Here is a 13113-nt window from a genome sequence, read left to right as displayed (position 1 = left end):
CGGCGGCGTCGTGCCTACGCGGACTCGGCGACCGGCCGCGGCGTGCGAATCGTGTATAGGCAGTAAGCGATGATCACGCAGAAGCACAACGCCGGGACGATGTAGGACCAGTTCGAGCCGATCGAATCCACGAGCGCGCCCTGGATGAGTGGGACGGTGGCGCCGCCGACGATCGCCATGACTAACCCGGCCGCACCGAACTTCGTGTCGGGCCCAAGACCTTCCAGCGCGATGCCGTAGATGGTGGGGAACAGCAGGGACAACGACATCGACAGCGAAATTACCGCGATGGCCCCGACAATGTTGGGCGACACCATGACGACGGTGCACAACACGACACCAAGGGATGTCATCGCCAACATCAGGTAGCGGCTGTCGAACTTGCCCATCAGGGCCACCATCGCAAAACGGGTGATGGAGAAGATGATGAGGCTTCCGAGCAACCAGAACCCGGCCTCCTTCTTGCTCGCGTCGACGAAGTCCTGCACGTAGATGATGGTGAACGTCCAGATGCAGGTCTGCGCGGCGACGTTGAAGTACTGCGCAACCACCCCGAAGGAGTAGTGGCGATTTGCCACGAGTCGTCTAACCAGACCACCGCTGCCTTGGGCGGACACCTCGCGCCCACCACTCGTGATCCCGGGGACTTTAACGAACGCGATGCCGAGCCAGATGATCACCAGCAGGACGGCGAGCCCGACGTACGGCGTCATCACTGCGCCGAGTTCTTGGTCTTGAAGCGCCGACAGTTCACTGGCCGGCATGGCGTCTCGTTCGGACTCAGTGGCGTCGCTCTGCTGCGGCAGGATGACGAAAGTTGCCAACAGCACGCCGGTGATCGTGCCCGGCGGATTAAACGACTGCGCGAAGTTGAGTCTGCGGGTGGCATTTGCCTCTGGCCCCATCGACATCACGTACGGATTTGCCGACGTCTCCAGGACGGACAGGCCCGCAGCGAGCGCAAAGATCGCGATCAGGAAGAACGCGTACTCCTTGGAGGCCGCCGCGGGCAGGAACAGCAGCCCACCGCCAGCGGCGAGGCCGAGGCCCAGTAGCACGCCGACCTTGTAGTTGAAGCGTTGATTGACGAAGGCGGCCGGCAGAGCAAGCAGGAAATAGGCGCCGTAGTAGGACGACTGAACGAGTGTCGCCTGGGTGGTGCTCATCGAGAACACGCCGCGGAACGTCGCCACGAGGGTGTCGGTCATGTTCGCCGCGATGCCCCACGCGGCGAAGCAGGTGACCATCAGGACAAAGGGCAGCAGCATGCCTGGATAGAGGAACGACGACCGTTCCTGCTCGACAGGCTTTTCTGAGGTCACGCTGGACATGGGCGCACTCCCTACGCTCTGGGCCACCCCGCGGCCGTTCAGAGCACGCTAACCCGGCAACCCTCTGTACGGGGCAGAATGCGCCCGCGTCTCACCTGCTGTCGCGGTGGGAAATGGCACGAGTGGCGCTAGCCCACGCGGCCGTGGTGTGTCAGTGGTCGGTGCTTGACTGTGGTCATGGAAAAAGTCCATCCCGACCGCGAGGCCATCGGCCTGCGAGACATGATCGAGAAGGTCATCGGGATGGGTTGCGCACCACAGGATTTCGACCTGATCACTCAGATCGAACAGTTGCAAGTGCTGGCAAACGCAGCGCAGGGCGCGATCGCCCGATTGTCGGTCGATTTCGACGCATCGCAGCGAGTGAGTCAGCGACAGCTGGGGGTGCGAGGCAGCCGAGTGGGGCAGGGCGTCGCTGACCAGGTCGCGCTGGCTCGAAAGCTGTCGCCATCTCAGGCGTCGCGCGACCTTGGCCTGGCGAAGGCGTTGCATGACGACCTGCCGCGCACCGCCGATCTCTTCACCCGCGGCGTGATCAGCGCTGAGGTCTCTCACGCGGTGCACCGCGAAACCGCGCACCTTGGGCACTCCGAACGACACGAAGCCGATGCGCGACTCGTCACGATGCTGCCGACTGCCACGCGCCGAACGGCGGCCGCCGCGGCGCGCAAAGTGGCATACGCGATTGACCCGGCGGGGGCGGTTGAGCGCGCTGCGAAGGCTGCGGCGGACCGGTGCGTGTGGTCCCGTCCGGCACCCGACACGATGTGCATGGTCACCGCGTTGGTGCCCGCGGCACGAGGTGTCGCCGCATATGCGGCGCTGCGACGAGATGCGATAGCGATCATCGCGGCGGGGGACCCAGCCGAGCGGAGCATGAGCCAGGTCATGGCAGACCTGTTCGTTGAGCGCGCCACGGGCCAGGCAACGGCGGCGGGTACGCCAGTTGAGGTGCAGCTGGTGATGACGACAGAACAGCTTTTTGGCGACGCGCCACCAAGCGGAGCGCCATTCGAGAGCAAGGCCAGTGGTGCCATGAATGCGACGCCCACCGACAACTCGGACCCGGACGGACCATCCTGGCTGAACGGGTACGGGCCGGTGCCAGCCGCGTTGGCCCGTGCCGTCATTGCTGGAGTGCCGGATCTACTGGGAGTTACGCCGGTCGACGTCGACGTGGCCCAGGCCTGGGTGCGCCGGTTGTTCACCGATCCCGCCACCGGCCAGTTAACCGACCTTGACGGCAGGCGCCGCAAGTTCGATGGCACCCTGCGCCGGTTTATCCGAATCCGCGACCAGGTCTGCCGGATCCCGTTTTGTGACGCTCCGATCCGGGACATGGACCACCTACGCCGGCACACAGACGGTGGGCCGACGTCGATCGACAACGGCGCTGGCGTGTGCCAACGGTTTAATCACGTCAAGGAGATTCCCGGATGGGTCACCGAGGTCATCCACGATGACGACGGCGATCATGACCAACGAGCAGGCCCAGCGTCAGGGGCGCACCCGCACACCATTCGGATCACCACGCCGACGGGCAAGACCTACGTGTCCACCTCACCGCCGGTTCAGGGCACTCGGGCATCGACGCCTGAACCCGACACTCCGGCCGAGGTCATTCGAGTGAAGTTCGCCGACCTTTTCGCTCTTGCGGGTTGAGTGTTGGTGCTGCGGTATCTCAACCGGCGGGCGGAATTCGCCGTCGGCGGCGAGTGTTCGCCGCTGACCGCAAAGAGTCGATCGTCAACAGCACCAGCGCGACCCAGACGATGCCGAAGCCGACCCAGCGGCTGGTCGGCACCACCTCGTGCAGGAGGAGGACGCCGCAGAGCAGTTGGAGGATCGGCGTAGCGAACTGCAGGAGCCCAACCAGGCTGAGCGGGATGCGGCGGGCGGCCGCGGCGAAGAGCAAGAGCGGTACGGCGGTCGCGGCGCCGGAGAAGACCAAGAGCGCGGTATGGCCAGCGCCATAGCCGGTGAAGGTTCCCTCGTTCTGCGCGGTGATCCAGATCAGCAGTGGCACGGCGGGCACGCTGAGGATCACGGTTTCGGCGGACAGGCTCTGCAGCGGTGTCATGGCGCCGCCGACACGGTTCTTGATCAGGCCGTATGTCGCGAACGATCCAGCCAAGGCCAGGGAGATCCACGGTGGCTTGCCAAAGGTGACGGCGAGATAGACGCAGGCCACTCCACCCACGGCGACGGCGGCCCATTGCAGACGACGGAGCCGCTCATGCAGCACGATGACGCCGAGGGCGACGGTCACCAGCGGGTTGAGGAAGTAACCCAGGGCTGCCTCGCTGGTGCGATTGGCCATGACCGCGACCACATAGATGACCCAGTTGGCCGCGATGAAGAAGCTCGCCGCCGAGAGATACGCCAACCGCTGCCGGTCTTTCAGCAGGCGCCAGAGCGCCGGGATCTGACGGGTGGCGACCAGGATGACGACGCACAACAGCATCGTCCACAGGATCCGGTGGGTGAGGACCTCCCAGGCCCCGGCCGGGATGAGCGCATGGAAGTAGAGCGGAAAGGCACCCCAGAGGGAGTACGCCAGCGCGCCGTAGATCGTGCCCTTGCGGGTCTCGGTCTCCTGCTCGCTCACCGGGTCAGGTTACGACCGCGCAGGCCGACTTTGCTCAGCGTGTCTGCGCCTCGAACCCCGCAGCATTCTCGGCAACGGTCCAGGTGTCATTTCCGGTCAGCAGCGCGGCCAGGTCGCGGTCGGCTGCCGGGCCGCCGGCCGACTCCACCGCACCGTCGACCTGGGTGCGTACGGCGTCGTCATAAGTCGGCCGCGAGACGGAGCGGAAGACGCCCATGGGTACCTGCGCGAACGTCGGGTCATCGAGGCGGCTCAGCGCGAAGGCCTGACTCGGGTCGTCGGCCGTTGGGTCGTGGCGGACCACCCGTGCTGGATCAGCGTCGGCTTCGGGAACGACTGCAAGAGAACCAGATTCGTCGCGTACGACCACCCGGGCCTGCTCGCCTTCACCGGCTCTCACGGGCTCGCCATCGGTCAGGTGCATGATCCGCGCGCTGGCCTCGTCCCTGTCCTTGAGGATCTGGAAGGCGCCATCATTGAAGATCGGGCAGTTCTGGTAAATCTCGACGAGTGACGTGCCGCGGTGCTCCGCTGCCGCTTTGAGGACGCCGGTGAGGTGTTTGCGATCGGAGTCCATCGTGCGGGCCACGAAGGTCGCCTCAGCGCCGAGCGCGAGAGACACCGGATTGAACGGGCGGTCCACCGACCCGGCAGGCGTGGACTTGGTGACCGAGCCGACGTCCGAGGTGGGGGAGTACTGCCCCTTGGTGAGGCCATAGATCTTGTTGTTGAACAACAGAATCGTCATGTTGACGTTGCGGCGCATGGCGTGGATCAGATGGTTGCCGCCGATCGACAGCGCATCGCCGTCGCCTGTCACCACCCACACCGAAAGGTCCTTGCGGGAGGTCGCGAGCCCGGTCGCGATGGCTGGCGCGCGTCCATGAATCGAGTGCATGCCGTAGGTGTCGAGGTAGTACGGGAAGCGCGAGGAGCAGCCAATGCCAGAGACGAACGTGATGTTCTCCCGCCGCAGGCCGAGCTCGGGAAGGAATCCTTGGACCGCCTTCAACACGATGTAATCACCGCATCCGGGGCACCAGCGCACTTCTTGGTCGGAGGTGAAGTCCTTCCCGGTCAGCTTCTCGTCCTCGCCCCGTTGCGGGACGTCGGCGGTGCCCAGCGTCGGAATGCCCAGGTCGATGCTCATCGTGTTTCCTCCGTGGTCTCGATACGGCTCGCGGCAGGCCGCTCGCCTACTCGACCAGCGCTGTCGAGCACATCCCGCCGGTCGAGCTTGTCGAGACCAGCGCTAGCGCCGGTCGAGTAGGCCGGAGCGCTAGCGGAGGCCGTATCGAGACCAGCGTGGGTCAGTTCGTCGAGTGCTTCGGTGATGACGCTCGCGAGTTCGGTTGTGGTGAAAGGCAGTCCGCGCACTGCTGTGTGGCTCTGGACATCAACCAGGAACTTCCCGCGAAGCAACAGGGCGAGCTGCCCGAGGTTCATCTCCGGGACGATGACCTTGTCATAGGACTTGAGTGTTTCCTCTAGCCCGTGCGGGAAGGGGTTGAGGTGACGCAGATGTGCCTGGGCGATGGGCGCGCCGGTCGCCCGGACCTTGCGGACCGCTGCGGTGATGGGGCCGTACGTCGACCCCCAGCCGAGCATCAGAATCCTGGCGTCGCCGGTCGGGTCGTCCACCTCCAGGTGCGGGACCGAGTCGGCGATGCCGTCGATCTTGCGTTGGCGCAACCGCACCATGTGGTCGTGGTTGCCCGGGTCATAGGAGATGTTGCCGGTGACGTCGGCCTTCTCAATGCCGCCGATGCGGTGCTCCAGACCGGGTGTGCCAGGCACCGCCCACGGGCGGGCGAGGGTCTCGGTGTCCCGGGCATAGGGATGGAAGACCGGGTTCCCGTCGTCGTCAGTGCCGTTCTTCTCGGTTGTCTGCTCGACGCGAAGGTCGGGGAGAGCGTCGACCGCTGGGACCTGCCACGGCTCCGATCCGTTGGCGAGGTAGCCGTCAGAGAGCACGATGACCGGGGTGCGATAGGTCGTGGCGATGCGTACGGCCTCCAACGCGGCATCGAAACAATCCGTGGGACTGCTCGGCGCGATGACCGCGACCGGAGACTCGCCGTTGCGGCCGTACATCGCCTGCAGCAGATCGGCCTGCTCAGTCTTGGTCGGCAGGCCAGTGGATGGTCCACCGCGCTGAACGTCGACGATGACCAAGGGCAGTTCGAGGGAGACCCCGAGTCCGATGGTCTCTGCCTTGAGCGCCAAGCCCGGACCCGACGTGGTCGTCAGGCCGATTGACCCGCCGAACGCCGCGCCGAGTGCCGCGCCGACGCCGGCGATCTCATCCTCTAGCTGCATGGTCGTCACGCCGAAGCGCTTGAGCCCGGACAACGCGTGGAGCAGGTCCGAAGCCGGGGTGATCGGGTAGGAACCGAGCACGAGCGGAATCTGTGCGCGATGCGCCGCGGCGACAAAGCCGTACGCCATCGCCGAGTTGCCCGTGATGTTGCGGTAGGTGCCGGTCTTCATCGGGGCCGGCCGCACCTCGTAGGTGACGGCAAAAGCCTCGGTGGTCTCGCCGTATGCGTGACCGGCGTGCAGTGCGGCCAGGTTGGCTTCGAGGATTTCTGGCTTGCCGCCGAACTTGGCCTTGAGGAACGCCTCGGTGCCATCGGTCGGGCGGTTGTACATCCAGGACAGCAAGCCGAGCGCAAACATGTTCTTGGCCCGCTGCTTGTCCTTGCGGGTCAGGTCGAAATCGGCCAGCGCCTCGACCGTGATCGAGGTCAGCGGGACCGACTGCACCTGCCAGGACTCCAGGGTGTCGTCGTCCAACGGGTTGGACTCATATCCCACCTTGGCGAGGTTGCGCTTGGCGAACTCATCGCTATCGGCAATGATCGTCGCGCCGCGCGGCAGGTCGCCGAGATTCGCTTTGAGCGCAGCGGGATTCATCGCAACCAGCACGTCGGGCGCATCGCCCGGAGTGAGCACGTCGTGGTCAGCGAACTGCACCTGGAAGGAACTCACGCCCGGCAGCGTGCCCTGCGGGGCTCGAATCTCGGCCGGGAAGTTAGGCAGGGTCGACAGGTCATTGCCCAGCACCGCGGTCTCAGCAGTGAACCGGTCACCGGTCAACTGCATGCCGTCGCCGGAGTCGCCGGCGAATCGGATCACGACTCGGTCGACTTGTTGGACGTGCGAGGTGCTCACGCGCTATCCCTACAGTTGGTTATAGGTAATCAAACACTCCGTAGGGTACGCCTTCGGTAGGGCTCCCCAGACCAGTGTCCGTCCAGCGTACTCTCGCCCGGAATCGCGGGCCTGACGTCCTCGATGGGGTGCCCACATCGGTCACTGCTGGTCGGTTTCGGGACCCGGGTCGCGACAGATTGCCCCATCGGGCACCTTTCGATAGGGCATCGCTGTCTGACGCGGCGCGATCGGCACCGGGCAGAGGTCGTGCGCCGACCTTTCCGCCTCCGACGCCAAGTGAGGCCTACGGGTAGCGGTGGCGGGCCGATTGCCTGACTGCCTGCGCGGGTTCGCACTCGGCGCCGCCTTGCTGCGGCTAGCCTGGGTCAGGTGACAGGGGAAACTGCGGGGTTTACGGTCAGCATCATCATCGCGACATACCGCTCGGGGGATGGCATATGGCGGGTGGTCGAGTCGCTCGATGCGCAGACGATGCCGGCCTCGAGCTTCGAGGTGATCTTCGTGGACGACGGGTCCGGCGACGGTACGGCCGACCGGTTGCGCGAAATCGTCGCGACGCGGCCGACCTGGCGGGTGCTCGAAATACCCAACAGCGGGTGGGCGAGCCGACCGCGCAACGTCGGAATCGACCACGCGCGCGGCGAGTACCTGCTCTTCATGGACCACGACGACTCGCTCTATCCAGACGGGCTGCGGCGCTCTTACGAGTACGCGCTTCAGACCAGCGCCGACGTACTCAGTCCCAAGGAGTCCAAGACCAACGACGGCTGGTGGGGGATCTCCAGCATGCGTGCGGGAAATCTGCCCGACGTCCGCGCGCGCGACGCCATCGACTATCTGTTGCCGCTGGTGCCACACAAGTTCTACCGACGAGCTCTAGTGGAACAGCACGGGATTCGCTTTCGCGACGGCGCAAGAGTGCTGTGGGAGGACCAGTTCTTCAACATCGATGCCTATCGCCACGCCAAGGTCGTCTCGGTTCTTACCGATACCCCGGTCTATCTCTGGCACGCGAGCGACACCAACACCTCGCACAGCTTTGACTTGTCGCGGCCCGACTACTGGGAGTGGCTCGCTGAGTTGATGCAACACGCCGACCGGGCGCTCTCCGGCCGTGATAACGCCGACTCCCGGCGGATCATGCTCGACCTGCACCTGCGGGTGCGTGTGATGGATCGGATGATCCGCTTGCTCGCCCGGCGTGACGACGCAGGCAGCGAACAGGCGCTGCGGCACGCGAGCAAGCTCGTCCAGCGCTACTGCCGCGGAGACGTTGAACGAGCGCTGCCGCGCAAATACCAGATCCTCGCCGGACTAGTGCGTCGCCGCGACCGAGAGCAGCTGGTCGCGATGCACACTCTGGAGAAGAACGTCACCGGCGAAGCGGTCGCCAAGGATGTCACTTGGTCGGGGCACACCCTCACGGTGCAGATCGAGGCCACTATTGCTCCGGAGAATCCAGCCCGTCCGCTAATGGTGTATGACCGTGCTGGCGTGATGCTCGCGCTCCCCGAAGTGGTCCGCGAGAAGGTCGCAGCCTCGGCGGCGCACCTCACCGATGCCGAGCTCACCGGACTGCGCGCCGAGCCGGTTCTGCGAAGTCGCAGCGACTACCTCACCTGGCCGGTCGCCTTCGACGCCACGCCGGTTGGCTTGGTGGAGACATCAACCGGACTGGGCGTGCGCGTGACCGGGACCGCGACGATTGACCTGCGCACCGCCGCCGAGGGCAACCCGCTGCGCGACAACGTGTGGGACCTGCGCATGGAGTTCAACTGGGTCGGCTACCGCGCATTGAAGTCGGTGCGGTTTACCGGCCCACCGATGCCGAGGGTCATTGACGGACAGCCAGCGGTCACCTACTCGAGCGCGTCGCAGGCACTATCGATCGACCTGGAGCAGCGACTGCGGACGCTCGTCAGCGACGCCGGCCCGCGGCCTGGCCCCGCAGGAACCGCTCGCGACCTGGCGGTCGAGTTGACCCGGCTTCCCGAGCCGTCCGGTGCGCTCCAGGTCGAGGAGCTGTCCCTGGTGCCCGGTGACTCGACCAAGGACACACCGCCGGAGGCGCTCCAGGCAGCGGCCGTCCCGCTACCCGGGAAGGTGGAGCAACGTGGCGGTGTAGGCGTGTTTATTGCCTCGACATCCGCGGCGCCGGGTAGATACAGGATCGCAGCCCACCGCGAGGGAAGGCTGCACCTGACTAAGCATGCTCTTGACATCGCCTCAGACGGAGCCGTGACCTGGCGTACGCCGTAGGAGGCGCTTACCCCTAGTCGTCGGTCCCGACTGTTGCCAACCGGCTGGAGACGCTGTCGATCATCCGGGCGACGCCGTCGGTCAAGGCAACCTGCGGGTTCCAGCCCAGCGCCGCTAGTCGGCTGCTGTCCAATCCCTGCATTTTGGCGCGCTGATAGATCGACGGGTCGACAGCCGGGCCGAAACGCAGCGCCGAGCCCCGCTCGGGACGCACCTGTGTGAACGTCTCGGCGAGTTCGCGGATCGAGATCAGGCCAGCGGGATCAGCCACGTTGTAGGCGAGCTCGTCGCCACGAAGCAGGATCGTGAGCATGCCGGTGATCGCGTCGGCGACATAGGTATAGGTGCGCACCGCCGAGCCGTCGCTGTTGAGCACGATGTCCTCGCCGCGGGCAATTTGACGGGCGAACTCCGCCTGCACCCGCGTGTCGGCGAGGGACATCCCTGGTCCGTAGATGTGCCCGAGCCGGGCGATGCGGATCGGTAGGTCGTGCTGTTGGGCGTAGGCCGCACAGGCGGTCTCGCCGGCACGCTTGCCCTCCGCGTACGAAGCCCGCGGCGCGAGGTGGTCGAAGCCGCCATACGAGGACTCGCCGATCAGGTCGGTGGTCTCGGGCTGGGCGCCATAGACCTCGGCGGACGAGGTGAACACCATGCCGCGAAACTGTGCGGGGTGCTTCCGGGCCAACTCGAGAAGGTCTAGCGTGCCAGTGACGTTGGCACGGAACGTGCCTACCGGGTCGGCGACGTGGCTCCCGGGCTGGGCTGCGCTGGCGGCGTGCACGATGACGTCGGCCTCCAGGTCGGGCAGGGCCGTCACGTCGCCGATCACGACGTCCATGTCGGCCCGGTCGACGGCGGGTCCGAGAGCGGCCTGCGCCCGATCGGCGCTGCGCGCCAGCGCGTCGACGTGTAGGCCCAGGCCATGCCGCTCTGAGGCGGCGAGCAAGGCAAGGCAGGCGTAACTGCCGATCATGCCGCTGGCGCCGGTGACCAGCACCCTGGCGCCCGCCAGTTCACTCCAGGGCAGGTCGGCTTCGGCGATTGCGGTCGTGTCGGCATCGACGACGGGATCAGCGCTTGTCACCATTTCAGAACCCCGAAATCTGTTGACCTTCGACAAGGTCGAAGAAAGTGCGACACACGTAGTAGTCCTCCGCGGTAGTGATCTTGAGGTTCGAGCGAGGCCCGACGACCCTGTGCAGCGGGTAGCCGTAGGAGTGCATCAGTGTGCAGGAGTCGATCGAATCCAGCTCACCGTCGGCGACGGCGCGCTCGTAGACCGACAGGATGTCCTGTAGCCGGAAAGACTGCGGCGCCTGGGCGGCGTAGATGTGGTCGCGCGGGATGACGTCTTCGACCCGGTCGGTCGGTGTCGAGATCACCGTCTCGTTGAACTTCGTGCAGGTGATCGCCGACCCGTGACGGCGCACCGACTCCAGGTTGGCGTCGATGAGGGCTCGGTTGATCACTGGCCGAACCCCATCGTGGATGAGCACGATTGTCTCCGGCGGCTGGTCGTTGGCTACTGCCACGAGCGCGGCGTGGCGGGATTGCTGGCCGGTCGCCCCGCCATCAACTATCCAGCGCACCTTGCTGAGCTCGTGCCGCCGGACAAGCCGCTCCAGGTGATCGCGTCCCTCGGGCAGGATCGCGATCGCGATCGCATCGACCTCCGGGTGCTCCTCGAAGTGCTCAAGTGTGTGCACGATGATCGGCTTGCCGTGGATCTCCAGGAATTGCTTGGGCTGGGCCTGCGAGTTCATCCGGCTGCCGATGCCGCCCGCGAAGATGACCGCGACGATGGGAGACCGGTCTGCCCCGCTCTCCTCTTCAATCATCGGTCTGCTCGCCTGATCGCAGGTGGGCGGAGATGCGAGGGTGGCTGAGAACTAGTTGGTCGATCACTCGGTCGGAGGAGCCACAGTCGGTGTGGTCGAAATTCTCCTTGAGGAACGCTTCGACCTTCCACTCCTCGAAGTCGGTGCTGTGCAGCGCCTCAAGCAGGTCGTTGAACGTGGTGACGACTCGGCCGGGCGCAACTTCATCGAAGCTGCGGTGGAAACCGCGGGTCGCTGCATAGTTGTCCTTGTCGTAGGCGTAGAACAGCATCGGCCGCCGCAGTAGCGAGTACTCGTAGATGATTGAGGAGTAGTCGGTGATCAGCAGGTCGGTCACGTGTAGTAGATCGTTCGTGATGCCAACACCGGTCAGATCGATGATCCGGTCGGCAAATTGCGGGGGGATCGGCGCCCGCTCGTTGACGAAGTGGTGCATGCGAACAGCGAACACCGTGTCTTCGCCAAGGACGTCGTATAGCCGGGCGAAGTCCAGCTGCTCGAACGGATAGTGAGCGTCGCGGAAACCTCGTCCGCGGAAGGTGGGGGCGAAGAGGATGAGTTTTTTGCCAACTAACTCGGGGTGCGCGGCAGAGAACTGTGTGCGTGTCGTAGCGATGGTGCCGGGGTCGAGGAACGTATCGATGCGCGGTAGCCCGGTGGGGATCACCGCGGACTCCTCGATGCCGAACGCCTCGGCGTACACACCGACCAGGTGGGTCGAGCCAGCGATGGCGTACGTGTAATGCCGGTGCGCGTTCTGCAGCTTGGGCGAGCCGTACTTGCCGAAGCGGCTGAACCCGATCGACTTGAAGCCGCTGCCTGCGTGCCACAACTGGATAACCCTCGTGGTCGGCTTCAGTTTGATGCTCTCCAGCATCGGGAAGTAGTCGTCGATGAGAACGACGTCGGCTTGGCCGAGCTGCCAGAGCAACTGGGCGGTGCGGGCCTTGTCAGTGCTGCCCGGCATGCGGAAGGAGTAGTCGAGCTCGACGTGCTTGTCGAGGCCACGCGCGACCATCCGATCACGCACAGCGAGAAGGTTGCCTTCCAGTGCCGGACGCATCTCAGAGGCGAACAGGATTCGCGGCCGGTCGGGGATCGGACTGAGCTCGGTCGCGCGCAGCAGCCCCTGGGCCGCCCGCACCTTGTTCTTGCGGCTCGCGACCCGCTTCTCAACCCGTATCAGCGGGTTACGTGACTTCGCCGGACGCTTAGTCCGGCGGAACAACTGGTACGTGCGCAGCAAGAACCTTGGGTCGTAGTCGTCCTCGGTGATGGCGATCTCGACGACGTACGCGGTCCGGTTTCCGTCGTAAAGGAACGTACGGGAGTCCTGCTCGAGAGTTTCGACGCGATCCAACCGAAGTCGAGCCGGGGGACCCTCGCCGTCCGCAGTCCGGGGGACGATCTGCCAAGTGCCGTCGGGGATCTGCCGGCGACCGGCGAACGTCGTGACGTTGGCGTGGAGCTCATAGCCGCCAGCGGGCAGCGGCGTCGCCGGGATCGGCAGGTCGCGGCGCCCCGCCCGCAGGACGAACTCCAGGCCGGAGGTCTCAGTCCCGCCCGCTGAGGCGTCGGGGGCGAGCGTAAGTCGCAGGTGGACGCGCTCCCATGACAACGCATCAACGACGTATGCAAGCTCGGGCAGAACCGCAACGCCTTGCTCTTGCTCGTCCGCAACTTGCTCGTCCGCAACTTGCTCGTCCGCAACCGGGCCAGCGACCCCGTCTCGACGCCGATTCCACATGTGGGTCGGCATATCCCCTCCTCGATATTTCACCGGCACACAGGACCGGGCCCGCGGTCACCTATGCGTTGCCCCGGGTACGTGGAAGGTTAACCCGCGAGCCATGCGCGGCGGGGGATTCGAGAAACTGAGTATGTCTGACGATGTGTT

The 13113-nt window shown here is 65.4% G+C and carries 9 protein-coding genes; 2 read left to right on the top strand and 7 right to left on the bottom strand.

Annotated elements, in window-relative coordinates; genetic code table 11:
• Window positions 1–14 precede the first annotated feature (14 nt).
• Window positions 15–1331, bottom strand: coding sequence for an L-fucose:H+ symporter permease (gene fucP, locus F562_RS0110905; protein ID WP_018156994.1), 1317 nt, complete (start codon window positions 1329–1331; stop codon window positions 15–17).
• A 177-nt stretch (window positions 1332–1508) separates the two neighbouring features.
• On the opposite strand from fucP, the gene F562_RS18815 reads away from it, so the two are divergent.
• Window positions 1509–2993 (top strand): HNH endonuclease signature motif containing protein, encoded by a 1485-nt coding sequence (locus F562_RS18815; protein WP_018156993.1) that lies wholly within the window; start codon window positions 1509–1511, stop codon window positions 2991–2993.
• A gap of 19 nt (window positions 2994–3012) precedes the next feature.
• Here F562_RS18815 and rarD read toward each other — a convergent pair whose 3' ends face one another.
• From rarD to F562_RS0110885, 3 genes are read right to left on the bottom strand one after another with little or no spacing between them, the layout of a single operon-like run.
• The gene (rarD, locus tag F562_RS18810) at window positions 3013–3939 is read right to left on the bottom strand and encodes an EamA family transporter RarD (RefSeq protein ID WP_018156992.1); all 927 of its coding nucleotides are present in this window, start codon (window positions 3937–3939) and stop codon (window positions 3013–3015) included.
• A gap of 34 nt (window positions 3940–3973) precedes the next feature.
• A complete protein-coding gene (locus F562_RS0110890; RefSeq protein ID WP_018156991.1) occupies window positions 3974–5089 on the bottom strand; it encodes a 2-oxoacid:ferredoxin oxidoreductase subunit beta in 1116 nt (371 codons plus the stop codon).
• A complete protein-coding gene (locus F562_RS0110885; RefSeq protein WP_018156990.1) occupies window positions 5086–7113 on the bottom strand; it encodes a 2-oxoacid:acceptor oxidoreductase subunit alpha in 2028 nt (675 codons plus the stop codon). Before F562_RS0110885 ends, F562_RS0110890 begins: the two co-directional genes overlap by 4 nt.
• A 372-nt stretch (window positions 7114–7485) precedes the next feature.
• On the opposite strand from F562_RS0110885, the gene F562_RS0110880 reads away from it, so the two are divergent.
• The gene (locus tag F562_RS0110880) at window positions 7486–9375 is read left to right on the top strand and encodes a glycosyltransferase family A protein (protein WP_169333380.1); all 1890 of its coding nucleotides are present in this window, start codon (window positions 7486–7488) and stop codon (window positions 9373–9375) included.
• 13 nt (window positions 9376–9388) lie between these two features.
• On the opposite strand, the gene F562_RS0110875 is transcribed toward F562_RS0110880, so the two are convergent.
• From F562_RS0110875 to F562_RS18805, 3 genes are read right to left on the bottom strand one after another with little or no spacing between them, the layout of a single operon-like run.
• Window positions 9389–10465 carry an NAD-dependent epimerase/dehydratase family protein gene (locus F562_RS0110875; protein WP_018156988.1) on the bottom strand — a complete coding sequence of 359 codons (1077 nt, stop codon included), beginning with the start codon at window positions 10463–10465 and terminating at the stop codon, window positions 9389–9391.
• Window position 10466: 1 nt separating this feature from the next.
• Entirely contained in the window at window positions 10467–11216 is a 750-nt protein-coding gene (locus F562_RS0110870) for an IspD/TarI family cytidylyltransferase (RefSeq protein ID WP_018156987.1), read from the bottom strand.
• Entirely contained in the window at window positions 11209–12975 is a 1767-nt protein-coding gene (locus F562_RS18805; RefSeq protein WP_018156986.1) for a CDP-glycerol glycerophosphotransferase family protein, read from the bottom strand. Before F562_RS18805 ends, F562_RS0110870 begins: the two co-directional genes overlap by 8 nt.
• Window positions 12976–13113 lie beyond the last annotated feature (138 nt).

This window comes from Demetria terragena DSM 11295 (assembly GCF_000376825.1).
GTDB lineage: Bacteria > Actinomycetota > Actinomycetes > Actinomycetales > Dermatophilaceae > Demetria > Demetria terragena.
The sequence above is the reverse complement of the archived record's forward strand: the minus strand, read 5'-3'. Positions and strand labels throughout refer to the sequence as shown.

What these genes read in the sequence shown, in the direction of transcription:
- F562_RS0110890 (WP_018156991.1), bottom strand. Translation starts at nt 5,089, where the DNA reads ATGAGCATCGACCTGGGCATTCCGACGCTGGGCACCGCCGACGTCCCG.
- F562_RS0110875 (WP_018156988.1), bottom strand. Translation starts at nt 10,465, where the DNA reads ATGGTGACAAGCGCTGATCCCGTCGTCGATGCCGACACGACCGCAATC.
- F562_RS18815 (WP_018156993.1), top strand. Translation starts at nt 1,509, where the DNA reads ATGGAAAAAGTCCATCCCGACCGCGAGGCCATCGGCCTGCGAGACATG.
- fucP (WP_018156994.1), bottom strand. Translation starts at nt 1,331, where the DNA reads ATGTCCAGCGTGACCTCAGAAAAGCCTGTCGAGCAGGAACGGTCGTCG.
- F562_RS0110870 (WP_018156987.1), bottom strand. Translation starts at nt 11,216, where the DNA reads ATGATTGAAGAGGAGAGCGGGGCAGACCGGTCTCCCATCGTCGCGGTC.
- F562_RS18805 (WP_018156986.1), bottom strand. Translation starts at nt 12,975, where the DNA reads ATGCCGACCCACATGTGGAATCGGCGTCGAGACGGGGTCGCTGGCCCG.